Source organism: Streptomyces sp. NPDC045899 (assembly GCF_056431485.1).
The window spans coordinates 114,961-136,327 of the sequence record NZ_JBWKKP010000018.1 but is presented as its reverse complement, the minus strand read 5'-3'; the positions used below and the strand labels follow the sequence as shown (position 1 = coordinate 136,327).

The 21,367-nt window shown below is 70.6% G+C and carries 23 protein-coding genes; 17 read left to right on the top strand and 6 right to left on the bottom strand.

The features are described from left to right. The first annotated feature begins 42 nt into the window (after positions 1-42). From AC07FT_RS25330 to AC07FT_RS25320, 3 genes are read left to right on the top strand one after another with little or no spacing between them, the layout of a single operon-like run. Positions 43-1,494 carry a menaquinone biosynthesis decarboxylase gene (locus AC07FT_RS25330; RefSeq protein WP_254746449.1) on the top strand — a complete coding sequence of 484 codons (1,452 nt, stop codon included), beginning with the start codon at positions 43-45 and terminating at the stop codon, positions 1,492-1,494. Continuing rightward, on the top strand, positions 1,491-2,393 hold the full coding sequence (gene mqnP, locus AC07FT_RS25325; protein WP_471202782.1) for a menaquinone biosynthesis prenyltransferase MqnP: 903 nt from the start codon (positions 1,491-1,493) through the stop codon (positions 2,391-2,393). Before AC07FT_RS25330 ends, mqnP begins: the two co-directional genes overlap by 4 nt. A gap of 34 nt (positions 2,394-2,427) precedes the next feature. Continuing rightward, a complete protein-coding gene (locus AC07FT_RS25320) occupies positions 2,428-3,132 on the top strand; it encodes a UbiX family flavin prenyltransferase (protein WP_254746445.1) in 705 nt (234 codons plus the stop codon). Here the strand turns inward: AC07FT_RS25320 and AC07FT_RS25315 are convergent. Next, positions 3,129-3,296, bottom strand: coding sequence for a hypothetical protein (locus AC07FT_RS25315; RefSeq protein ID WP_254746443.1), 168 nt, complete (start codon positions 3,294-3,296; stop codon positions 3,129-3,131). The genes AC07FT_RS25320 and AC07FT_RS25315 overlap by 4 nt on opposite strands. A gap of 113 nt (positions 3,297-3,409) precedes the next feature. On the opposite strand from AC07FT_RS25315, the gene AC07FT_RS25310 reads away from it, so the two are divergent. The 5 genes from AC07FT_RS25310 to AC07FT_RS25290 all read left to right on the top strand — a co-directional run bounded on the left by AC07FT_RS25310 (position 3,410) and on the right by AC07FT_RS25290 (position 7,728). Then, positions 3,410-3,871 carry an Lrp/AsnC family transcriptional regulator gene (locus AC07FT_RS25310; RefSeq protein ID WP_362430894.1) on the top strand — a complete coding sequence of 154 codons (462 nt, stop codon included), beginning with the start codon at positions 3,410-3,412 and terminating at the stop codon, positions 3,869-3,871. 82 nt (positions 3,872-3,953) lie between these two features. Further along, on the top strand, positions 3,954-5,132 hold the full coding sequence (gene mqnE, locus AC07FT_RS25305; RefSeq protein WP_479178195.1) for an aminofutalosine synthase MqnE: 1,179 nt from the start codon (positions 3,954-3,956) through the stop codon (positions 5,130-5,132). Positions 5,133-5,157: 25 nt separating this feature from the next. Then, positions 5,158-5,682 carry a GNAT family N-acetyltransferase gene (locus AC07FT_RS25300; RefSeq protein WP_471202789.1) on the top strand — a complete coding sequence of 175 codons (525 nt, stop codon included), beginning with the start codon at positions 5,158-5,160 and terminating at the stop codon, positions 5,680-5,682. 60 nt (positions 5,683-5,742) lie between these two features. Continuing rightward, entirely contained in the window at positions 5,743-6,030 is a 288-nt protein-coding gene (locus AC07FT_RS25295; RefSeq protein WP_479178194.1) for a DUF4229 domain-containing protein, read from the top strand. A 369-nt stretch (positions 6,031-6,399) separates the two neighbouring features. Then, the gene (locus AC07FT_RS25290; protein ID WP_479178193.1) at positions 6,400-7,728 is read left to right on the top strand and encodes a dicarboxylate/amino acid:cation symporter; all 1,329 of its coding nucleotides are present in this window, start codon (positions 6,400-6,402) and stop codon (positions 7,726-7,728) included. A gap of 385 nt (positions 7,729-8,113) precedes the next feature. Here AC07FT_RS25290 and AC07FT_RS25285 read toward each other — a convergent pair whose 3' ends face one another. Further along, the gene (locus tag AC07FT_RS25285) at positions 8,114-8,365 is read right to left on the bottom strand and encodes a hypothetical protein (RefSeq protein ID WP_479178192.1); all 252 of its coding nucleotides are present in this window, start codon (positions 8,363-8,365) and stop codon (positions 8,114-8,116) included. Positions 8,366-8,611: 246 nt separating this feature from the next. Between AC07FT_RS25285 and AC07FT_RS25280 the strand changes: the two genes are divergently transcribed. Further along, positions 8,612-9,313: a TetR/AcrR family transcriptional regulator gene (locus AC07FT_RS25280; protein WP_471202795.1), complete on the top strand. Its 702-nt coding sequence runs from the start codon at positions 8,612-8,614 to the stop codon at positions 9,311-9,313. Positions 9,314-9,459: 146 nt separating this feature from the next. Further along, a complete protein-coding gene (locus tag AC07FT_RS25275) occupies positions 9,460-9,909 on the top strand; it encodes a cupin domain-containing protein (protein ID WP_479178191.1) in 450 nt (149 codons plus the stop codon). A gap of 82 nt (positions 9,910-9,991) precedes the next feature. On the opposite strand, the gene AC07FT_RS25270 is transcribed toward AC07FT_RS25275, so the two are convergent. Next, positions 9,992-10,195 (bottom strand): cold-shock protein, encoded by a 204-nt coding sequence (locus tag AC07FT_RS25270; RefSeq protein ID WP_009715975.1) that lies wholly within the window; start codon positions 10,193-10,195, stop codon positions 9,992-9,994. 395 nt (positions 10,196-10,590) lie between these two features. Here AC07FT_RS25270 and AC07FT_RS25265 point away from each other — a divergent pair, with 395 nt between their 5' ends. The 5 genes from AC07FT_RS25265 (at position 10,591) to AC07FT_RS25245 (ending at position 16,195) form a co-directional block, all read left to right on the top strand. Continuing rightward, positions 10,591-11,427 (top strand): menaquinone biosynthetic enzyme MqnA/MqnD family protein, encoded by an 837-nt coding sequence (locus tag AC07FT_RS25265; protein ID WP_479178190.1) that lies wholly within the window; start codon positions 10,591-10,593, stop codon positions 11,425-11,427. A 162-nt stretch (positions 11,428-11,589) separates the two neighbouring features. Further along, entirely contained in the window at positions 11,590-13,389 is a 1,800-nt protein-coding gene (locus AC07FT_RS25260; RefSeq protein ID WP_479178189.1) for a serine/threonine-protein kinase, read from the top strand. A 272-nt stretch (positions 13,390-13,661) separates the two neighbouring features. Next, positions 13,662-14,861 (top strand): cyclic dehypoxanthinyl futalosine synthase, encoded by a 1,200-nt coding sequence (gene mqnC, locus AC07FT_RS25255; protein WP_471202803.1) that lies wholly within the window; start codon positions 13,662-13,664, stop codon positions 14,859-14,861. Between the two features lie 10 nt (positions 14,862-14,871). After that, positions 14,872-15,435: a hypothetical protein gene (locus AC07FT_RS25250; protein WP_479178188.1), complete on the top strand. Its 564-nt coding sequence runs from the start codon at positions 14,872-14,874 to the stop codon at positions 15,433-15,435. A gap of 64 nt (positions 15,436-15,499) precedes the next feature. Then, positions 15,500-16,195, top strand: a complete 696-nt coding sequence (locus AC07FT_RS25245) for a demethylmenaquinone methyltransferase (RefSeq protein WP_479178187.1) — start codon at positions 15,500-15,502, stop codon at positions 16,193-16,195. 64 nt (positions 16,196-16,259) lie between these two features. On the opposite strand, the gene AC07FT_RS25240 is transcribed toward AC07FT_RS25245, so the two are convergent. Beyond that, positions 16,260-16,766: a GNAT family N-acetyltransferase gene (locus AC07FT_RS25240; protein WP_479178186.1), complete on the bottom strand. Its 507-nt coding sequence runs from the start codon at positions 16,764-16,766 to the stop codon at positions 16,260-16,262. A gap of 132 nt (positions 16,767-16,898) precedes the next feature. On the opposite strand from AC07FT_RS25240, the gene AC07FT_RS25235 reads away from it, so the two are divergent. Continuing rightward, positions 16,899-18,182 (top strand): geranylgeranyl reductase family protein, encoded by a 1,284-nt coding sequence (locus AC07FT_RS25235; protein WP_479178216.1) that lies wholly within the window; start codon positions 16,899-16,901, stop codon positions 18,180-18,182. Positions 18,183-18,237: 55 nt separating this feature from the next. Here AC07FT_RS25235 and AC07FT_RS25230 read toward each other — a convergent pair whose 3' ends face one another. After that, complete coding sequence (locus AC07FT_RS25230; protein ID WP_479178185.1) at positions 18,238-19,026, bottom strand: VOC family protein; 789 nt, start codon at positions 19,024-19,026, stop codon at positions 18,238-18,240. Between the two features lie 248 nt (positions 19,027-19,274). On the opposite strand from AC07FT_RS25230, the gene AC07FT_RS25225 reads away from it, so the two are divergent. Next, the gene (locus tag AC07FT_RS25225) at positions 19,275-19,697 is read left to right on the top strand and encodes a CBS domain-containing protein (RefSeq protein WP_471202810.1); all 423 of its coding nucleotides are present in this window, start codon (positions 19,275-19,277) and stop codon (positions 19,695-19,697) included. 103 nt (positions 19,698-19,800) lie between these two features. Here the strand turns inward: AC07FT_RS25225 and AC07FT_RS25220 are convergent, their stop codons facing one another. Further along, entirely contained in the window at positions 19,801-20,604 is an 804-nt protein-coding gene (locus AC07FT_RS25220) for a C40 family peptidase (protein ID WP_471202813.1), read from the bottom strand. Positions 20,605-21,367 lie beyond the last annotated feature (763 nt).

Sequence of the window (21,367 nt, the reverse complement as noted above, 5' to 3'; positions counted from 1 at the left end):
CAGTTACGGGACCAGGGTAGTGCGTACCGGATACTGGGACGCATGGCTTATGACGATCTTCGTTCCTTTCTGCGGGCGCTGGACAGGGAAGGTGACCTCAAGCGGGTCAAGGCCGAAGTCGATCCGCACCTGGAGATCGGCGAGATCGTCGACAGGGTCAACAAGGCGGGCGGTCCCGCGCTGCTCTTCGAGAACGTCAAGGGCTCGTCGATGCCGCTGGCGATGAATGTCTTCGGCACCGACCGCCGGCTGCTGAAGTCCCTCGGACTGCGCTCCTACGACGAGATCAGCGAGAAGATCGGCGGACTGGTCAGGCCGGAGCTGCCGCACGGCTTCGTCGGCGTCCGCGAGGCGTTCGGGAAACTGGGCGCCATGGCGCACGTACCGCCGAAGAAGGTCAAGGACGCGCCGGTCCAGGAGGTCGTGCTCACCGGTGAGGACGTGGACCTGGAGGCGCTCCCGGCGCTGTTCACCTGGCCCGAGGACGGCGGCTCGTTCTTCAACCTGGGCCTGACCCACACCAAGCACCCGGAGACCGGGGTGCGCAACCTCGGCCTCTACCGCCTCCAGCGCCATGACCGCCGCACCATCGGGATGCACTGGCAGATCCACAAGGACAGCCGCAACCACTACCAAGTGGCGGCCAGGCGCGGTGAGAAGCTGCCGGTGGCCATCGCCTTCGGCGCGCCGCCCGCGGTGACGTACGCCTCCACGGCCCCGCTGCCGGGCGATATCGACGAGTACCTCTTCGCCGGGTTCCTCCAGGGCAAGCGGATCGAGATGGTCGACTGCAAGACGGTGCCGCTCCAGGTCCCGGCCAACGCCGAGGTGGTCATCGAGGGGTGGCTGGAGCCGGGGGAGATGCTGCCGGAGGGCCCGTTCGGCGACCACACCGGCTTCTACACCCCGCAGGAGCCGTTCCCGGCGCTGACCATCGACTGTGTGACGATGCGCAAGCGGCCGCTGCTGCAGTCGATCGTGGTGGGGCGGCCGCCGACCGAGGACGGTCCGCTGGGCCGGGCCACCGAGCGGTTCTTCCTCCCGCTGCTCAAGATCGTCGTCCCCGACATCGTGGACTACCACCTCCCCGAGTCCGGCGGTTTCCACAACTGCGCGATCGTCTCGATCGACAAGAAGTACCCCAAGCACGCGCAGAAGGTGATGCACGCCATCTGGGGCGCCCACATGATGTCGCTCACCAAGCTGATCGTGGTGGTGGACGCCGACTGTGATGTGCACGACCTCCACGAGGTGTCCTGGCGCGCGCTGGGGAACACGGACTACGCCCGCGACCTCACCGTGGTCGAGGGCCCGGTCGACCATCTCGACCACTCCTCGTACCAGCAGTTCTGGGGTGGCAAGGCGGGGATCGACGCCACCGCGAAGTGGCCCGAGGAGGGCTACACACGGGACGGCGGCTGGCCCCGGATGGTCGAGTCCGATCCCGCGACATCCGACCGGGTGACGCGCCGCTGGAAGGAGTACGGGCTGTGACGTCCGCCGCCGCTGCCGCGCCGCGCCCCGGGGCCACCAAGTCGTTCCTGCGGCTGGTGATGATCGAGCACTCCGTCTTCGCGCTGCCCTTCGCCTACATCGCCGCGCTCACCGCCATGTTCCAGCTGGACGAGCGCGTCCACTGGACCCGGCTGCTGCTGATCACGGTGGCGATGGTGGGGCTGCGCACCTTCGCGATGGCCGCGAACCGGATCATCGACCGTGAGATCGACGCCCGCAATCCGCGCACCGCGGGCCGTGAACTGGTCACCGGCGCCGTGTCGGTGCGCACCGCGTGGAGCGGCGCGCTGGTCGCGCTCGCGGTCTTCCTGGGCGCCGCCGCCCTGCTGAACCCGCTGTGCCTGGTGCTGGCGCCGGTCGCCGTGGTGCCGATGGTGGTCTATCCGTACGGCAAGCGGTTCACCGACTATCCGCACGCCATCCTGGGCCTGGCCCAGGCGATGGGCCCGGTCGGCGCCTGGCTCGGGGTCACCGGTGAATGGTCCTGGGAGGCGGTGATCCTGGGGCTCGCGGTCGGCATCTGGATCGGCGGTTTCGACCTGATCTTCGCCTGCCAGGACGTGGCGGCCGACCGGGCGCACGGGGTGCGGTCGGTCCCGGCCCGCTTCGGGATCGCGGGGGCGCTGTACGGCGCGCGGTTCTGCCATGTGCTCACCGTCGCCCTGCTGGTCTGGTACGGGCTGGCCACGGACGCCGGAGCGTTCTTCTGGACGGGGCTGGTGATCGTCACGGCGGCCTTCGGGTACGAGCACAGCATCGTGCGCCCGGGCGATCTGTCACGGCTGAACCGGGCCTTCTTCACGGTCAACGGCTTCATCGGGATCGCGCTGTTCTGCTGTGCGCTGCTCGACCTGCTGGTGCGGGGGCTGAGCCTGTGAGAGCGGCCGGACGGCGGCGGATAGGCTCGGTCGTGTGGAGCCGCCGCAGGAGCCGTACGAGCCGTACGAAGAGGTGAGCCGACGCCCCTGGGTGGTCGGTGTGTCCGGCGCGTCCGGGACGCCGTTCGCCGCCTCGGTGCTGCGCGCGCTGCTGACCGCGGGGGAGGCCGTCGACCTGGTGATCAGCCGGGCGTCCCGGCTGACGCTGCTGGACGAGACCGGGATCGCGTTCCGGGACGCGCACTGGCGTGACGACCTGTGCCGCTGGCTGGCCCGCGGCGCGGACGGCACCCCCGACGCCTTCGAGGTGCCGGCCGGGGTCGCGGAGGTGCGCCACTGGGCTGCCGGGGACCTCGCCGCCGGGCCGTCCTCCGGTTCGTACCAGGTCAAGGGGATGCTGATCGTCCCGGCGAGCACGGCGTGCGTGGCCGGGGTGGCGCTGGGGCTGTCGAAGGACCTGCTCCAGCGGGCCGCGAGCGTGACCCTCAAGGAGCGGCGCCCGCTCGTGGTCGCGGTGCGGGAGACCCCGCTGAACGGTCAGACCCTCCGGCACCTGGTCTCGCTGGACGAGGCGGGCGCGGTGGTACTGCCCGCCTCTCCGGCGTTCTACGCGGGCGCGACGCATATCCAGGATCTGGTGGACTTCGTCGCGGGGCGGGTACTCGACGCGGCCGGAGTGCCGCACAAGCTGTACCGCCGGTGGGAAGGGGAACTCGGTGGGGACCGGGGGAGGGGTTAGCGCGTCCAGCGCTTCCGGGCCATCGCGGCGCGGGCCGCGACGACGACCGCGCGGCGCCCCGCACGGGAGGTGGGCCGGTGGTTCGCACGCGAGCGGTTGGCCAGGTCCCGCAGCTCATGCATGCGGGCTTCAAGACCCTCGATCGAGTACACGGTGAGTCTCATCTCCTGAGGAAAACAGGCCGATCGCCTGAAAATTTGCAGGGCGTGTGGCCCTGATGCCTTAGATTCTACATGTAATGTCGCTCGAACTCTGAATAATGGAAGGCGTACGGCATATGGACGCGGTGGACAGGCAGCTCATCCAGGCGCTGCGGGAGAACGGCAGGGCCTCGTACGCGGAGCTGGGCAGGCTGGTCGGCCTGTCCGGACCCAGCGTCACGGACCGGATCAACCGCCTGGAGGCGGCCGGTGTCATCACCGGCTATCGCGCGACCGTCGACGCCGCGTCCCTCGGGCTCGGGGTCACCGCGCTGATCGGCATCCAGCTCTCCGACGCCACCGACCACGAGGACGTGGCGCAGCGGATGCGCGAGCTCGCCGAGATCGAGGACTGCTGGTTCATCGCGGGCGACGACTCCTACATGCTCAAGGTGCGCGCCTCGGACGTGGACGGTCTGGAGCGGACCATCCGCAGGCTGTCCGGGACCAAGGGCGTCTCCCGCACCCGCACCACGATCGTGCTGTCCACCAAGTGGGAGAACCGGGTCGGAGAGCTCCCCGAGGACATCGAGGCGTAGTCTCGGCGAAGCCGACATCGGCAGAGGAAGGGCCGGAGAAAGACGGCCGGACGCAGGGGGCGAACGCATGGGAGGCGACCGCGTGACGGCGACCACACAGGACGTGGGTTTCAAGCGGGAGTTGGAGCAGAAGGTTCTCGCCGGCGAGCGGCTGTCCCGTGAGGACGGCATCGCCCTGTACGCGTCCGACGATCTGGCGTGGCTGGGCGGTCTGGCCCACGAGGTGCGCACCCGTAAGAACGGCGATGTCGTGCACTTCAACGTCAACCGCCATCTGAACATGACCAATGTGTGCACCGCGTCCTGTGCGTACTGCTCGTTCCAGCGGAAGCCGGGTGAGAAGGACGCCTACACGATGCGGATCGAGGAGGCGGTGCGGCTCGCCAAGGCGATGGAGGGGGAGAACCTCACCGAGCTGCACATCGTCAACGGTCTGCACCCCACCCTTCCCTGGCGGTACTACCCGAGGTCGCTGCGGGCGCTGAAGGAGGCACTGCCGGAGGTCTCGCTGAAGGCGTTCACCGCCACGGAGATCCATCACTTCGAGAAGATCTCCGGGCTCAGCGCGTCGGAGATCCTGGACGAGCTGATCGACGCGGGCCTTGAGTCGCTGACCGGCGGCGGCGCCGAGATCTTCGACTGGGAGGTCCGGCAGCACATCGTGGACCACGAGACCCACTGGGAGGACTGGTCGCGGATTCACCGGCTGGCCCATGAGAAGGGTCTGAAGACGCCGTGCACGATGCTCTACGGGCATATCGAGGAGCCCCGGCACCGGGTGGACCACGTCCTGCGGCTGCGGGAACTCCAGGATGAGACCGGGGGGTTCCAGGTCTTCATCCCGCTGCGCTACCAGCACGACTTCGTGGACATGAAGGACGGCAAGATCCGCAACCGGCTCCAGGCGCGGACGACGATGGCGACCGGCGCGGAGGCGCTGAAGACGTTCGCGGTCTCGCGGCTGCTGTTCGACAACGTCCCGCATGTGAAGGTCTTCTGGGTCATGCACGGGGTGCAGACGGCTCAGCTGGCGCTGAACCACGGTGCGGACGACATGGACGGCTCGGTCGTCGAATACAAGATCACCCATGACGCGGACAACTACGGGACGCCGAACAAGCTGACCCGTGACGATCTGCTGGATCTGATCCGGGACGCGGGCTTCCGTCCGGTCGAGCGCAACACCCGCTACGAGATCATCCGCGACTACGAGGGCCCCGACCCGGACCGCCGCGAGTCCCCCCAGCCCATGCGGGTGTGAGGTCCCGGCTGGTTATCGTCGGCCCATGCCTCTGACGTTCGAACTCGACCCGGCTGTCACCCCCGAGCTGCGCGACGGGATCTGCTCCCTGTGGGCCGACACCTCGAACGCGGACGGGGCGGTCGGCTTCGTACCCCCTGTCACGGTCGACGACGTCCGCTCGGAGCTGGTCAAGCACCTGGTGGCGATGGCCGAGGACCGCGCCCGGCTGCTGGTCGGCCGAGACGAGGACGGCAGGGTCGCCGCGACCGCCGTCCTCGGCCTCAACACCCACCGGCTGATGCGCCACTGGTGCTGGCTGTTCACCGTGATGGTCCACCCCTCCCACCAGGGCAAGGGATACGGCCGCGCGCTGATGGCGGCGGCCGGGGAGGCCGCCCGCGGACTGGGCGGAATCACCGGGATACGGCTGACCTGCCGGGGCGGCCGCGGTCTGGAGCGGTTCTACGGCTCCTGCGGCTACAAGGAGGTCGGCCGGGTACCGGACGCGATCCGAGTCGCGGAGGGCGAGTTCCGCGACGACATCACGATGTGGCTGCCGCTGAATTGATCGAAATGCGGACGTGCTTCACTGGGAGGGCAGATCTCCCCAGCAGAAAGAAGTCCAGCCGTGTCACTCCAGCCGAGCGCCACGTTCCGCTACACCCTGATGCGTCTGGGGATCTTTGCCGGCTCCTTCCTGGCCATCTGGGCGCTGGTCTGGTTCCGGCTGGTCCCCTCGGGTCTCGGCCGGTCGAACCTGTTCTGGGTGGCGCTGCTCGCCCTCGTCGTCTCCGCCCCGCTCAGCTGGGTGCTGCTGCGCAGGCAGCGGGAGGCCATGGCGGTCCAGGTCGCCGGGAGGGTGGACCGCGCCAAGGAGCGCCTGGCGGCGAACCAGAGCCAGGAGGACGGCGTCTGACCGGCGCCGCACCGGCCCCGCTGTAACGCTCCTCACACCACCCACACCGCTTCGGCACGCCCCGTGGGTCAGCATCCGCTGACCCACGGGCGTTGCCGTGTGCCGGGCCGGCCCGGGGAACCATCCCCAAAGATTTTCTTTGGGTTACTCAAAGCAGCGGTGTTAACGTACTTGTCATGACGACAGCAGCCGCGCCCCGTATCGCAGCGAGCGTTCCGCTCGTGGCGCGCCTGCACATCGATCTTTGCCGCTGCCTGTCCGCGGCCTGTCGCCGCCGCTGACCCACCTCGCGTACAGCGGCCGGAGATCCCGTACGGACTCCTGGCTCTTCTGCTTCTCCCTCACTGTGACCTCCCCGGAGTGTGTCCGTTGTCGTCCGTTCCCGAGACGTCCCCCAAGACGTCGTCGTCCTTCCGCCTGCCCAAGGTGCCCTTCTGGGCCCAGATCCTGCTCGGCCTGGTGCTGGGTGTGCTGCTCGGCTGGGTCGCCCGCAGCGGTGACGTCAGCTGGCTGGTCACCACGCTCGACAAGATCGGCTCGATCTTCGTCCAGCTGCTGAAGCTGGCCGTGGCCCCGCTGGTCTTCTTCGCGATCCTGATATCGATCACCAACCTGCGGAACGTCAACAACGCCGCCCGGCTGGCGACCCGCACCCTGCTGTGGTTCATGGCCACCTCGTTGATCGCGGTCGCCATCGGCCTGGCCATCGGTCTGCTCACCGACCCCGGCGCGGGCACCGACCTCACCCCCAAGGACGGCGCCAAGCCCGAGGAGGCGGGTTCCTGGCTGGACTTCCTGACCGGGATCGTGCCGACCGACGTGGTCACACCGTTCACCGAGCTCAACGTCCTCCAGATCGTCTTCCTCGCCGCCGTGGCGGGCGTCGCAGCCCTCCAGCTCGGTGAGAAGGCCGAGCCGGTCCTGAATCTGAGCCGGGCGGTGCTGGAACTGCTCCAGAAGGCGCTGTGGTGGGTCATCCGCCTCGCCCCGCTGGGCACCCTCGGCCTCATCGGCTTCGCCATCGCCGAGTACGGCTGGGACCTCATCGGCAAGTACGCGACCTTCACCGCCGACATCTACATCGGCTGCGCGCTGGTGATGTTCGGCGTCTACCCGCTGCTGCTCTCCACGGTCGCCAAGGTCAACCCGCTGAACTTCTTCAAGGGCGCCTGGCCCGCCATCCAGCTGGCCTTCGTCTCCCGCTCCTCGGTCGGCACCATGCCGCTGACCCAGAAGGTCACCGAGCGCCTGGGTGTCCCCAAGGAGTACGCCTCCTTCGCGGTGCCGTTCGGCTCCACCACCAAGATGGACGGCTGCGCCTCGATCTACCCGGCCATCGCCGCGATCTTCATCGCCCAGATCTTCGACGTCCAGCTGGGCATCGGCGACTACCTGCTGATCGCGTTCGTCTCGGTCATCGGCTCCGCCGCCACCGCGGGCCTCACCGGCGCCACGGTCATGCTGACCCTGACCCTCTCCACGCTGGGCCTGCCCCTGGAGGGCGTGGGTCTGCTGATGGCCATCGACCCGGTGCTGGACATGATGAGGACCGCCACCAACGTGGCGGGCCAGGCCCTGGTCCCGGTCCTGGTCTCGGCCCGGGAGAAGATCCTCGACCGCGACGCATACAACAACGTGAAGAGCGTCGACTTGGACGACGTGACCGCTGAGCCGCAGACGGTCCCGGCAGCCGCGTAGCACCGGACGTCCACGGCAAGCACAAGTCCGGTGCCCCCGCACCTCACTGAGGTCCGGGGGCACTGGGCTGTCCGGGTCTTGGGCAATGGTGCGGCCCTGGGGACGACGCGCTACGGCTCGTCGGAGGGGACACGACGGGGGCGCTGCGCCCGATCGGCCCCCGTTCTTGGATGCTCGCCCCGCGGTGGCTGCCTATTACGGCCGACGGCCGCCACCCGCGACGCCTCAGCCCGTGCGGTGGGTGCACGCGTTCTCTTGTCGTGCGGGGCACCTGGCTTGGACCATGCCAGTACGCGCAGCGTTGTACGTGCTGAGTTGAGGTGCGGGGCGACCGGTTGGTCCCCCGGCCGACTCCGCGAACGCCCGCATCGGCGTCTGCCTCCGGCTAGTCCACGGGTACGTCGTTAACGACGTAGATGATGTTGTTGCTGCAATGGGTCGTGGTCGGGGCGCCGAGAGTGGGGTTGGTGCTGTTCGCAGTGGCGAGGTTGCCCTCGATAGCACTCGAGGACTCGCATGCGTTGACCTGGTTACCCGTCTGATCAGAATCGTTGCCGGTGTCGGCGTGCGCGCCACTCGCGCCCACGGCGAGCAGTGCCCCCGCGGCCATGGTCAGGGCGGACAGCTTCTTAAGCACGATCAAGGACCCTTTCACGGGAAGTCGTACGGACGTCCCGCTAACGACCGCCCTTCAGGCGGGTCTCGGCGTCGCGCGCGACTTCATCCGTACGGCCGCCTATGAGGATCCCGGTCAGGACGTTCCTGATCCGCTGCCGCCGCCGAACCGTGTGCGCACCATCGACGGGGCGGGGCCATGTCCCGTAGGAGTTCACCTGCTTCGGGGCATGAGCCGGTCCGGCGGGCGCCTAGGCTAGGCGGCGATATGTGTGCGGGGGCACGGATCGAAGAGGGGGCTGCCTGCGTGGGCGGGGCGACGAGGGGCAAGCGCGTACCACGGGCGGTGCGGGAGCAGCAGATGCTGGACGCGGCGGTGCGGGCGTTCGCGCGCAGCGGCTACCAGCACGCCTCGATGGACGACATAGCGGAGCTGGCGGGGGTCTCCAAACCGCTGGTCTATCTGTATCTGCACTCCAAGGAGGAGCTGTTCGCGGCCTGTATCCGGCGTGAGGCCGCGGCCCTGGTGGCGGCGGTGCGCGCCGCCGTGGAGCAGGGGGCTTCCGCCGACCGGCAGTTGTGGAGCGGGCTGAGCGGTTTCTTCACGCACACCGCCGCCCACCCGGACGGCTGGACGCTGCTGCACGTCCAGGCCCGTACGCACGGACGGCCGTTCGCGCATGAGGTGGCCGCGATGCGGGAGGAGCTGGTGGCCTTCGTGACCCAGCTGCTGGCCGTGGCGGCGCGGGACAACGCGGCGCGCGAGCGGCTGGACCGCGCGGATGTGGCCGCGATCGCGTACGCCCTGGTGGGCGCGGCGGAGTCACTGGCCGACTGGGCGGGTGACCAGGGCGGGCCGTCGGCCCAGGAGGCGGCGGCGACGCTGATGGACTTCGCCTGGGCCGGGCTGGGCAATGTGCTGCGCGGTGAGGGATGGGCCCGCGAGGCCGTCTCGCACCCGGCCGGGTAGGTCGGTTGACGCGGTGTCATCGGCCCCGCCTGCGGGGCGCGCGGTCACCTGATCGGGCGCGCGTGTCCGCGGTGCGCCGCCGCCGTCCTCTATGCGCTGGCTAGTCTCAACGGGCCCTGCCGGACGTGTGAGAGCGGTGAGCGAGCATGGCCATGACCCGTCGTCCCGCCACGGCCGAATGGCTCGGTCTGCGGCCGCACCCCGAGGGCGGCTGGTACCGGGAGACCTGGCGCGGCGCGGTCTCGGCCCCGCTCCCCGGGTACACCGGTGACCGGGCCACGGCCACGGCGGTCTACTTCCTGCTGACCCCCGGTGAGGAGCAGCACTGGCACCGGGTGCTCTCGGCCGAGCTGTGGCTGTGGCACCGGGGCGGTCCACTGCGGCTGCTGCTGGGCGGGCCGGGGGAGCGGCCGGAGACGGATGAGCCCGCCGAGGTGGCGCTGGGGCCGGACATCGCGGCCGGGCAGCGGCCCCAGGCCGTCGTACCGCCGAGGGTGTGGCAGGCGGCGCGTCCGGCGGCGGACGAGGAGGTGCTGGTGAGCCGTGTGGTCTCTCCGGGCTTTGAGCTCGCGGATTTCCGCAGGTGGGAGGGGTGACCCCGGTCCGGGGTCCGGAAAGGCAGGAGCCCCGCTTCCCCCACCGGTGTGGAGGGAGCAGGGCTCCTTGGGTACTGCTAGATCAGACCGCGCTGACGTTCTCGGCCTGCGGGCCCTTCGGACCCTGGGTGACGTCGAAGGTCACGGCCTGGTTCTCCTCGAGGGAGCGGAAGCCAGACGCGTTGATCGCGGAGTAGTGAACGAAGACATCGGGGCCGCCGCCGTCCTGGGCGATGAAGCCGAAGCCCTTCTCGGCGTTGAACCACTTGACGGTTCCGGTAGCCATAAGCCCTCCTTGGGCCAAAGGGTTGCCCTGCTCCAGAACCTGCAAGAAGTCTGAAAACTACAAAAGCCCGCGGTTACATGCTCCGCAGGCTCTGTACTGCAAGGGAAACCAAACTGCAACTTGCGGCGAGCTTAGCACGCAGCGTGTGCGAGGGGAAAGAGCCGAAGATCACGAATAAGTGGGGTTTCCAGCGCCTCGGAGATGGATAAGATCGCAGGTCGCGCAGCTACTGCCGGAGAATCGCCGGGGGCCCGCGGCACCCCGCCGCCGCCGTGGGCGCCGTGCGGGGCTAGCCTCCGCACGTGGACATTTCACCGAGTTCCCCCTCGCGGAGTACACAGGGTGCCTCCGACGGCGTCACGCCCGACGGCGACCGCCGGCGCAGCCGCCCGAGAGTGGGCCACATCCAGTACCTGAACTGCATGCCGCTGTACTGGGGCCTCGCCCGGACCGGTTCGCTCCTCGACTTCGAGCTCACCAAGGACACCCCTGACGCCCTGAACGACCAGCTCGTCCGCGGCGACCTCGACATCGGCCCGATCAGCCTGGTCGAGTACCTGCGCAACGCCGACGACCTGGTGGCGCTCCCGGACATCGCGGTGGGCTGCGACGGGCCCGTGATGTCCTGCGTGATCGTCTCGCAGGTGCCGCTGGAGCAGCTGGACCACGCGCGGGTGGCGCTGGGCTCGGCCTCCCGCACCTCCGTACGGCTGGCCCGGCTGCTGCTGGCCGAGCGGTACGGGGTCACCCCCGAGTACTACACCTGCCCGCCCGACCTCAGCCTGATGATGCAGGAGGCCGAGGCGGCGGTGCTCATCGGTGACGCCGCGCTGCGCGCCAACCTCCACGAGGCGTCCCGGCTGGGCCTCCAGGTCCATGACCTCGGTCAGATGTGGAAGGAGTGGACCGGGCTGCCGTTCGTCTTCGCGGTCTGGGCGGTCCGCCGCGACTACCTGGAGCGGGAGCCGGTGATCGTGCACAAGGTGCACGAGGCGTTCCTCGCCTCCCGGAACCTCTCGCTGGAGGAGGTCGGCAAGGTCGCCGAGCAGGCGGCGCGCTGGGAGGCCCTGGAAGCGCCGGTGCTGGAGCGCTACTTCACCACCCTCGACTTCAGCCTCGGCCGGGCCCAGTTGAAGGGCATCGCGGAGTTCGCCCGCCGGACCGGACATGACGGGGGCTACCCGGCGGACGTCCGGGTGGAACTGCTGGACGGGCAGACCTCCGGGGTCTGAGCGGTCCGTGCCGTCCGGTGGTGTCCGCGGCGTCCGATGGCGTCCGCGGCGTCCGGTGGTGTCGGCGGCGTGCGCGGACGTGCGCGGCGACGGACCGGATCACTGGGCCGCCTTCGCGGGCCCGCCTAAGCTGGACCGCGCCGTCGACGGGGGAGGCACGCCATGGATCCGCTGGGAGCGGACGACCCACGGGCCATCGGCGCGTACCGGCTGCTCGGACGGCTCGGCTCGGGCGGTATGGGCCGTGTCTACCTCGGGCGCAGCGCCGGAGGGCGCACGGTCGCGGTCAAGGTGGTGCACCCCCACTTCGCGCTGGACGAGCAGTTCCGCGCGCGCTTCCGGCGTGAGGTCGAGGCCGCGCGCCGGGTCGGTGGCGCGTGGACCGCGCCGGTGCTGGACGCCGACCCCGGGGCCGCCGTGCCGTGGGTGGCCACCGGCTATGTGGCGGGCCCCTCGCTCAGCCGGGCGATATCCGACGAGGGACCGCTTCCCGAGGCGTCGGTACGGGCGCTGGGGGCGGGGCTCGCGGAGGCACTGGCCGCCGTGCACGCGCTGGGCCTGGTCCACCGGGACGTCAAGCCGTCCAATGTGCTGCTGGCCCTCGACGGGCCGCGGCTGATCGACTTCGGGATCGCCCGCGCCACCGACGGCACCGCCTCGCTCACCTCCACCGGGGCGTCCATCGGGTCGCCCGGCTACATGGCGCCCGAGCAGATCCTCGGGGAGGACGTCGGCGGTCCGGCGGACGTCTTCTCGCTGGGCTCGGTGCTGGCGTACGCGGCGACCGGCGAGGGCCCCTTCCCGGGCGACAGCTCGGCGGCGCTGCTGTACAAGGTGGTCCACGCCGAACCCCGGCTCAGCGAGCAGCTCACCGGCGATCTGCGCGAGCTGGTGGCCGCGTGCCTCGCCAAGAACCCCGCCGACCGACCCGCCCCGGAGCAGATCGTCCGGCGGCTGGCGCCCACGGACGGTGCCTCGGGGCTCGTGCGGTCCGGCTGGCTGCCGGGGACGCTGGTGGAGCGGGTGAGCCGGCGGGCGGTGCAACTGCTCGATCTGGAGGCGGAAACGGAGGATCCGGAACCGACCGGCGACGCGGAAGCCGCGCCCGCGGAACCGGAGGTGACAGCGGAAGCGACCCCCGCACCGCGGGCCGAGGAGACGTCCGCCGCCGGCCCGGACCGGCCGGCGCCCCACACCCCGGCTCCGGTTCCGGCCCGGGTCCCCGGGCCGTCCACCGCCGGATCGCCCGCCCTCGGCGCCTTCGGCCCCCCGGACCCCTCGTACGCGGGCGGTTTCCCGGGCCGTGAACCGGCCGACCGCACCACTCCTCCTCCGCCGCCGTCGTACCCCGCCCCGCTTCCCGAGCGGGGACGCGGTGTCGCGCTCAGCGCCTCCGTGGGCGGCCGCAACCGCCCCAAGGCGCTCAGCTGCACCCTCGTGCTCTCCGTCGCGGGCGCCCTGGCCGCCGCGACGACCGCCGCGGTGGTCTTCGACGTCCTGCCCGGCAGCGGCAAGGACACCAAGGCCGGTTCACGCGGCGACGCCCGGCCCGGCGGGAGCCCGTCCGCGACACCGCCGACCTCGGCGACGCCCGGCGACGGCGCGGGCCCCGGCGCGATCCCCAAGACGTTCCTCGGCACCTGGCGCGGCGACCTCACCTCGGACTCCGGCATCCCCGTGGGCACCATGACCATCACCTTCCGGCAGGGCCGGGTCGGGGAGCAGGTCGCGACCGGCCGGGTGACGCTGTCGGTGCTGCGCTGCGACAGCACCTGGAAACTGGTCTCCGCCTCCTCCGGTGAACTCCGGCTCGACGCCGCGCTGAAGCGGGACCGGCCCCAGGAGGGGTGCAGCGACGGTTCCACCCAGGAGCGGTTCGTCCTCGCGGGCGACACCCTGCGCTACCGCGCGAAGGACGACCGCGCGGGCGATCCGAGCGGCACCCTGCACAGGCTCCGCTAGGCCCTGTCCTGCCGATCTTCGTGGGCCCGCGACGCCTGGCACCGCACCTCGCCGCGTTGTCGGGATCATCCGAGTACCCCAGTACAAGGACGACCCTCCGCCTTGCGAGCTACGGCGCCAGACGCCGCGGCCTGATCCACGAAGATCGACAGGACAGGACCTAGCCGTCGCCAGGGGGCGCTCGCACGGACGGGACACGCCCCCGGAACGGCGCATCACCGCTGGCGTAGGCTGATTCGGTCCGCCCGTGAACCTCCGAAAGGTACGCCCCGGTGACCGCACACGCAGAGTTGCAGGCAGTCCTCGACCGCGCCGCAGCCGGGGGCCGCATCACACCGCAGGAAGCGCTCGACCTGTACCGGTTCGCGCCGCTGCACGCGTTGGGTGCGGCCGCGGACGCGGTGCGCCGACGTCGTTACGCCGGTACGGAGCACATCGCGACGTACATCATCGAGCGGAACATCAACTACACCAATGTGTGTGTGACGGCGTGCAAGTTCTGTGCGTTCTACGCCGCGCCGAAGGATGTGGCGAAGGGCTGGAGCCGTGATCTCGACGACATCCTGAAGCGCTGTGCGGAGACCGTGGAGCTCGGCGGTACGCAGATCATGTTCCAGGGTGGGCACCATCCCGACTACGGGGTCGAGTACTACGAGGAGCACTTCTCGGCGATCAAGAAGGCGTTCCCGCAGTTGGTGATCCATTCGCTGGGGGCGTCCGAGGTCGAGCACATGGCGCGGATCTCGGGTGTGTCGGCGGAGGAGGCGATCCGGCGGATTCACGCGGCGGGTCTGGACTCCTTCGCGGGGGCGGGCGCGGAGTTGCTGCCGGAGCGGCCGCGCAAGGCGATCGCACCGCTGAAGGAGTCCGGTGAGCGGTGGCTGGAGATCATGGAGATCGCCCACCGCCTGGGAGTGGAGTCCACCTCGACGATGCTGATGGGGACGGGGGAGACGAACGCGGAGCGGATCGAGCACATCCGGATGATCCGTGAGGTGCAGGACCGCACCGGTGGCTTCCGCGCGTTCATCCCGTACACGTATCAGCCGGAGAACAACAAGCTGAAGGGGCAGACGCAGGCGACGATCTTCGAGTACCTGCGGATGATCGCGATCGCGCGGCTGTTCCTGGACAACGTCGCCCATATCCAGGGGTCCTGGCTGACGGTGGGCAAGGAGGCCGGTCAGCTGTCGCTGCATTACGGCGCGGATGACCTGGGCTCGGTGATGCTGGAGGAGAACGTGGTCTCCTCGGCGGGTGCCAGGCACCGTTCCAACCGGATGGAGCTGCTGCATCTGATCCGCGCGGCGGGCCGGGTCCCCGCGCAGCGCGCCACGACGTACGAGCACCTGGTGGTGCACGAGGACCCGGCGAACGACCCGGTCGACGACCGCGTCGTCTCCCATGTCTCCTCCACGGCGATCGACGGTGGCACCGCCCACCCCGAGCTCAAGCTCATCGACGCGAAGTGACCGCGCTCCCGTGCTGACGATCCACCGTGTGCGTGCGGTCCGCCTCGTGGTGGACCACCCGTCCGAGGAGCGGACGGAGCCCGGGTACGCGGTGGTCGTCACCGGCGCCCGCTTCGAGGCCATCGGGCCGTACGAGGACCTCCTGGCCGAGTACGGCGAGCGCGCCCGGATCCGGGAGTGGGACGGGACGCTGACCCCCGGCCGCTACGAACCGGACGGCGCCGCGTACCTGGAGGCCGCCTACCACCCCGATCCGCGCGAGGCCGATGAGCTCGGCGTCGAACCGCTCACGGGGGAGGCGCTCGCGGCCCTGGAGCTGACCGACGCGCGCTGGGGCGCCAGTGCCCGGCGCGGGGTGCAGCGGCTGCTGGCGCGGGGCACGACCGTGCTCACGGGGCCGTTCATCCGGCCCGTGGTCCGCACCGCCGTGGCCCGGTCCGGCATCCGGGAGGCATCCGGCCCCCGGCCGCGCGCCCTGATCCCGGGCGGCGTCGCCGACTTCGCGGTCTTCGCCGACGACGGTGACTGCCTCGTCACGGCCCTGGACGGGCGGCTGGTGCACCGGCGCCGGTGAGCCGGGACGCGGCGGGGACCGACCCCTGCGGCGGACCGTCCCGCGCGAGGTGAACAATGGGGCTGTGACCCGAGCATCCCTGGACAAGCAGCCGCAGGAAGTCGCCGCCATGTTCGACGACGTGGCGGCCAAGTACGACCGCACCAATGACGTGCTGTCCCTCGGGCAGGCCCGTCAGTGGCGCAAGGCGGTCGCCCGCGCGGTGGACGCGCGCCCCGGTGAGCGGGTGCTCGACCTCGCCGCCGGCACCGGCACCTCCTCGCTGCCCTTCCGTGCCGCGGGCGCCTACGTGGTCCCCTGCGACTTCTCGATCGGCATGCTCAAGGAGGGCAAGAAGCGCCACCCCGGGCTGCCGCTGACCGCGGGTGACGCGACCCGGCTGCCCTTCGCCGACGGGGTCTTCGACGCCGTCACGATCTCCTTCGGGCTGCGCAACGTCCAGGACACCGAGGGCGCGCTGCGAGAGATGCTGCGGGTGACCCGGCCCGGCGGCCGGATCGTCATCTGCGAGTTCAGCCATCCGACCTGGGCGCCGTTCCGCACTGTCTACACGGAGTACCTGATGCGCGCGCTGCCGCCGATCGCCACCGCGGTCAGCAGCAGCCCGGACGCGTACGTCTACCTCGCCGAGTCCATCCGTGTCTGGCCCGACCAGGCCGGACTCGCCGCGCGGCTGGGCCGGGCGGGCTGGTCCCGGCCCGCGTGGCGGAACCTCACCGGCGGTGTGGTGGCCCTGCACCGCGCCTACCGGCCGGAGTAGGCGGCTTCCGGCCGCCGCCCGGAGGCCGGACAGCCGGCCCGCAGCCGCGGTCCGGCCGGTGGCCTCACAGGTCCAGCCGGTGGCAGATGGCCGGGACCCGGGAGACCGGCGACTCCAGGTGCTCCGCGGGGCGCATGCCCAGCCGCCGGGTCACCGCTATGGAGCGCTCGTTGCGGGCGTGCACCATCGCGACCACATGGCCGACTCCGGCGGCGCGCACCCGCTCCAGCGCGGCCTCGGCGGCCACCGTGGCGTAGCCGCGGCCCCAGTACGCCCGGCCGAGCCGCCAGCCGATCTCGATCTCGCCCACCGGACCCCAGTCCTGGGGCCACGGCTGGGCGCCGGTGAAGCCGATCACCTCGTCCGAGCCGTTCAGCAGGGTGTAGAGGCAGAAGCCGTGCGCCTGGGCGTGCGCGCGCTGGCGGGCGGTGAACTCCTCGTAGTGGGCGAGGTCATGGGAGGCACCGCCGTGGAACTCCATCACCTCCGGATCGTCGAAGACGCGGTGCCAGGCCGAGGCGTCCTCGGGGGTGGGCACGCGCAGGTGTACGGCGGGCTGGGTCACGGTCATCAGGGGCGGCCCTTCGCGAGTGGTCGACTACGGCCCCCATAGACTGCTGCTGTCCAGTGCCCGGCGCGACCGGCACGCCGTTACCGAGGCTTCGGGAGACCCCGCGTGAGCGAGACCGCACCCACCCAGAGCATGTCCTCCGGGAGCTCGGAGCGCAGCGCCGACGTGATCGTCGTCGGTGCCGGACCGGCCGGTTCCACCACCGCGTACTACCTGGCCAAGGCCGGTCTGGACGTACTGCTGCTGGAGAAGACGGCCTTTCCGCGCGAGAAGGTGTGCGGTGACGGGCTGACCCCGCGCGCCACCAAGCAACTGGTCGCCATGGGCATCGACGTCTCCGAGGAGGCGGGCTGGCTGCGCAACAAGGGTCTGCGGATCCTCGGCGGCGGGGTGCGGCTGGAGCTGGACTGGCCCGATCTGGCCGCCTATCCGAACTACGGACTGGTCCGCAAGCGCGACGACTTCGACGAGCAGCTGGCGAACCAGGCGCAGAAGGCCGGGGCGCGGCTGTACGAGCGCTGCAACGTGGGCGCGCCGATCACCGATCCGCGCACCGGCCGGATCACCGGTGTCGAGGCCAAGCTGGGCGAGGAGAAGACGCCGGTCACCTTCCACGCCCCGCTCGTCGTCGCCGCCGACGGCAACTCCACCCGGCTGTCACTGGGGATGGGGCTGCACCGGCGCGAGGACCGTCCGATGGGCGTCGCGGTGCGCACGTACTTCACCTCGCCCCGCCATGACGACGACTACCTGGAGTCCTGGCTGGAGTTGTGGGACCGGCGCGGTCCGCAGGACCGGCTGCTGCCCGGCTACGGCTGGATCTTCGGCATGGGCGACGGGACGAGCAACGTCGGCCTCGGCGTGCTCAACACCTCCTCGTCCTTCAAGGAGCTGGACTGGCGGGAGATCCTCAAGGCGTGGTGCGCCTCCATGCCGGAGGACTGGGGCTACACCCCGGAGAACATGACCTGCCCGATCCGCGGCGCCGCCCTGCCGATGGCGTTCAACCGCCAGCCGCACTACACCCGCGGGCTGCTCCTGGTGGGCGACGCGGGCGGCATGGTCAACCCGTTCAACGGCGAGGGCATCGCCTATGCGATGGAATCCGGGCAGCTGGCCGCCGATGTGATCGTGCAGGCGCACGCCCGGACCACCGCCGCGCAGCGGGAGATGGCGCTCCAGCGCTATCCGAAGGTCCTCAAGGACACCTACGGCGGCTACTACACGCTGGGCCGCGCCTTCGTGAAGCTGATCGGCAACCCGAAGGTGATGCGGCTGGCGACCGAGCGCGGGCTGACCCACCCGATGCTGATGCGCTTCACCCTGAAGCTGCTGGCGAACCTGACCGACCCGACGGGCGGGGACGCGATGGACCGCATCATCAACGGTCTGACCAAGGTGACCCCGAGGGCCTAGGGCCTGGCCGCAGAGCGGGCGCAGCGGGCCGGGCCGGGGCGTGCCGCGGCGGGGGTCAGCCGCCGCCGTCCTGGCCCTCGCTGGTGAGGACGCCGAACGGCGCCCCGGCCACGTCCGTCAGCCAGGCCATCCGGCCCACGCCCTCGGCGGAGAAGGCGGGCATCAGCACCGAACCGCCCAGCTCCTGCCCCTTCGTGACCACTCCGTCGCAGTCCGTGACCTGGATGTAGGGCAGCCACTGCGCGGGGGTCGAGTGCCCCTCCTGGAGCCTGGCGACCCCGCCGAAGGCGCCGTCCTTCCCGGCGCCGGACGTGGAGAGCACGGTGTACGTCCCGCCCGGGAACGAGACGTCCTCGGCGTCCCAGCCGAAGACGGCCCGGTAGAAGGCGAGGGCCACGACGGGGTCGGGGGAGTGCAGCTCGGTCCAGCACAGACTGCCCGGGTCGGTGACCAGCTCCAGGCCGGCCGTCTTGCCGGGCTGCCAGACGGCGAACCGGGCGCCCCCGGGATCGGCGAAGTGGGCCATCCGTCCCTCGTGGAAGACGTCGAACGGCGCGACCACCACTGCGCCGCCCGCCAGCTCGACGGATGCCGCGGTGGCGTTGGCGTCGGGCGTGTGGAAGTACGGCGTCCAGGCCGAGCGCGCGTTCTGCTCGGTGAGCGGACCGAGGGCCGCGACGGTCTTGCGGTCCCGTGTGAAGAAGCCGTAGCCGCCCGCCTCGGGCCCGGCCGACTCGAAACTCCAGCCCAGCAGCCCCTGGTAGAAGGCCACGGCCGCGTCGGTGTCGGGGGCGCCGAGATCGAGCCAGTTGGGGGCGCCGGGGACGTAGTCGGTGGTGAGCATGGATGCTCCTCCGGCGGTCGGGCGGGAAGGACCTCTCGTCCTCAGTCTGGCACCGGCCCCGGACCCCCGCCGCCGGACCGGGAACGGCCCCGCACTTCCGTGTGCGGTGCGGCTCCCGATATGACGCGGTCGCCCGGCGGCGGTGACAATGAACGTGAGGGGGGCGCCGCGAGCGTCAGCCGCGGCGACCGGAACGATCGGGCCCGCGGGCCGGTTCCGCCGCCGGTGGGCCGTCAGGAGGTACTCCCATGACGAAGGCAGCGGACATCATGCACCCGGGCGCGCAGTGGATTCCGGCCACCGAGTCGCTGGACCGCGCCGCCCAGCTGATGCGCGAACTGAACGTCGGGGCGCTGCCGGTCAGCGACAGCAACGAGCGGCTGTGCGGCATCCTCACCGACCGCGACATCGTGGTCGGCTGTGTGGCGCGTGGCGGCGACCCGTCCCGGATGACGGCCGGGGACCTCGCCAAGGGCACCCCGCGCTGGATCAGCGCGGACGCCGATGTCAGCGAGGTGCTGCGGGAGATGGAGGAACACCGGATCCGCCGGCTGCCGGTGATCGACAAGAACAAGCGGCTGGTCGGCATGATCAGTGAGGCGGACCTCGCCCGGCACCTCTCGGACCAGCAGATCGGCGAGTTCGTGGAGAAGGTGTACGCCACGGCGTGAACGGCATGAGGCCGCCGCCCCCGGGAGGGAACGGCGGCCCCGTGGCCGTTCGGCGGTGCCGTGCGCGGCAGTTGGCCGTGCGCGGACGTCAGCCGTGCGGGAATTACAGGACGCGCACCGCGCCGGTGGGCATGTCGTAGTCCAGCGGACGCTCGACGATGCCGGTGCTCGGGTTCTGGGCGCCGATGAACTTGCCGTCGCCGATGTAGACACCGACGTGGTAGGCGCTGCCGGAGCTGCCCCAGTAGAGGATGTCGCCCGGCTGGAGGTTGTCCAGCGACACCTGGGTGCCGACGGTGGACTGGTCCTGGGAGACGCGCGGCAGGTCGATGCCGATCTGCTTGAACGCGGCCTGGGTCAGACCGGAGCAGTCGTACGAGGTCGGACCGCTGGTGCCGAGCACGTACGACTTGCCGAGCTGCGCCTTCAGGAAGCTGATGACGGTGGCGGCGTTGCCCGTGGCGTTGCTGGTGCTGGGGGTGGAGAGGGTCGAGCGCTCGGCGGAGCGGGACGCCTTCTCGGCCTTGGCCTCGGCCGCACGCTTGGCGGCGGCCTTGCGCGCCGCCTCCTTGGCTTCCTTCGCCTTGCGGTCGGCCTCCGCCTTGGCCTTCTTGGCCTCGGCCTTCGCGTGGGCGGCGGCCTGGTCCTGCTGCGCCTGCAGCTGGTAGTCCGAGGCTGCCTGCTGCGTGGCGTCGGCGGTCTGGGCGGCCGTGCTCGCCAGCGTGGCGCTGACGGTCGGCATCTCGATCGTCGACTCGGCGGCCGACGAGTCGGTGGCGGAAGCGGGCACGGCGGCACCGGCCACCGCGATGGTGAGGAAGCCACCGGTCACCCCTGCGCGGAGGGTGCCCTTGGACGCGGCACGGCGGGGCTTCCGGTGGCTGGGTATGTGTGCGACTGGGGACATAGGTCACTGGCTATCAGGGCCGAAAGGCCCGGATCAACAAAAGTGGGGTGCGCCACATTTGGCGTGTACACGCCTAAAAACCGGCCGATTCGGCCGCCACCGCGGCGCCCGCCGCGATGTCCGAATTTCTCGATCATGTCTCTACGCACGGCATTTGGCGGCCGTGCGGAGCCGGCGGGCGGTCTACCACCGATGCAGCCCGCATATCAAAGGTTCCCGTGAATTCGGGATCCACAACCCATCGGGACGTGGGATACCTCACTCCGTGGCGCCCGTTCGCGCGGCTCCCGTGGGCGGGTGGTGAAGCGGACGGGGCCGACGCGTGAAGCGGGTGCGGCCGCCACGTGGAGTGACCGCGCGGACCGCTCGTGAAACAAAGCGCGAACCGGCGATCAAGGAGGGCCGGTGGACGCCGGATGCGTCCTGCGGGTGGCGCGGGCGCCGGCCCGGCGACCGGGTCACCCGGGAGAGTGGCGGACAAATATCAGCTGACGATGTCCATCGCAAATTTGCATGTATGTACCATGTCTTGGTAAGGGCGCAACGCCCTCACCAGTGACGACGTCCCCGAATGTCACTTCTGGTGATCGTTCGGATGCTTCGCGTACAAGATCACCGCTCATCCGACTTCATGATCCTTCGTCAGGTGGTGGAGATCACAAAGACGGTGACGTACCCCGTGTCGCAGATCACAGACCGACGGGCATAGGATGCAGGCGAAACGGGCTTGTGAACTGCCTCACATGAGCACGATCTTCGTGGG

Excerpts from the sequence above, each read along its gene's own strand:
- AC07FT_RS25220 (WP_471202813.1), bottom strand. The coding sequence starts at position 20,604 with ATGTCCCCAGTCGCACACATACCCAGCCACCGGAAGCCCCGCCGTGCC.
- AC07FT_RS25275 (WP_479178191.1), top strand. The coding sequence starts at position 9,460 with ATGGCCATGACCCGTCGTCCCGCCACGGCCGAATGGCTCGGTCTGCGG.
- AC07FT_RS25240 (WP_479178186.1), bottom strand. The coding sequence starts at position 16,766 with ATGACCGTGACCCAGCCCGCCGTACACCTGCGCGTGCCCACCCCCGAG.
- AC07FT_RS25315 (WP_254746443.1), bottom strand. The coding sequence starts at position 3,296 with ATGAGACTCACCGTGTACTCGATCGAGGGTCTTGAAGCCCGCATGCAT.
- AC07FT_RS25280 (WP_471202795.1), top strand. The coding sequence starts at position 8,612 with ATGTGTGCGGGGGCACGGATCGAAGAGGGGGCTGCCTGCGTGGGCGGG.
- AC07FT_RS25300 (WP_471202789.1), top strand. The coding sequence starts at position 5,158 with ATGCCTCTGACGTTCGAACTCGACCCGGCTGTCACCCCCGAGCTGCGC.
- AC07FT_RS25330 (WP_254746449.1), top strand. The coding sequence starts at position 43 with ATGGCTTATGACGATCTTCGTTCCTTTCTGCGGGCGCTGGACAGGGAA.
- AC07FT_RS25260 (WP_479178189.1), top strand. The coding sequence starts at position 11,590 with ATGGATCCGCTGGGAGCGGACGACCCACGGGCCATCGGCGCGTACCGG.
- AC07FT_RS25310 (WP_362430894.1), top strand. The coding sequence starts at position 3,410 with ATGGACGCGGTGGACAGGCAGCTCATCCAGGCGCTGCGGGAGAACGGC.
- AC07FT_RS25230 (WP_479178185.1), bottom strand. The coding sequence starts at position 19,026 with ATGCTCACCACCGACTACGTCCCCGGCGCCCCCAACTGGCTCGATCTC.
- AC07FT_RS25225 (WP_471202810.1), top strand. The coding sequence starts at position 19,275 with ATGACGAAGGCAGCGGACATCATGCACCCGGGCGCGCAGTGGATTCCG.
- AC07FT_RS25235 (WP_479178216.1), top strand. The coding sequence starts at position 16,899 with ATGTCCTCCGGGAGCTCGGAGCGCAGCGCCGACGTGATCGTCGTCGGT.
- AC07FT_RS25270 (WP_009715975.1), bottom strand. The coding sequence starts at position 10,195 with ATGGCTACCGGAACCGTCAAGTGGTTCAACGCCGAGAAGGGCTTCGGC.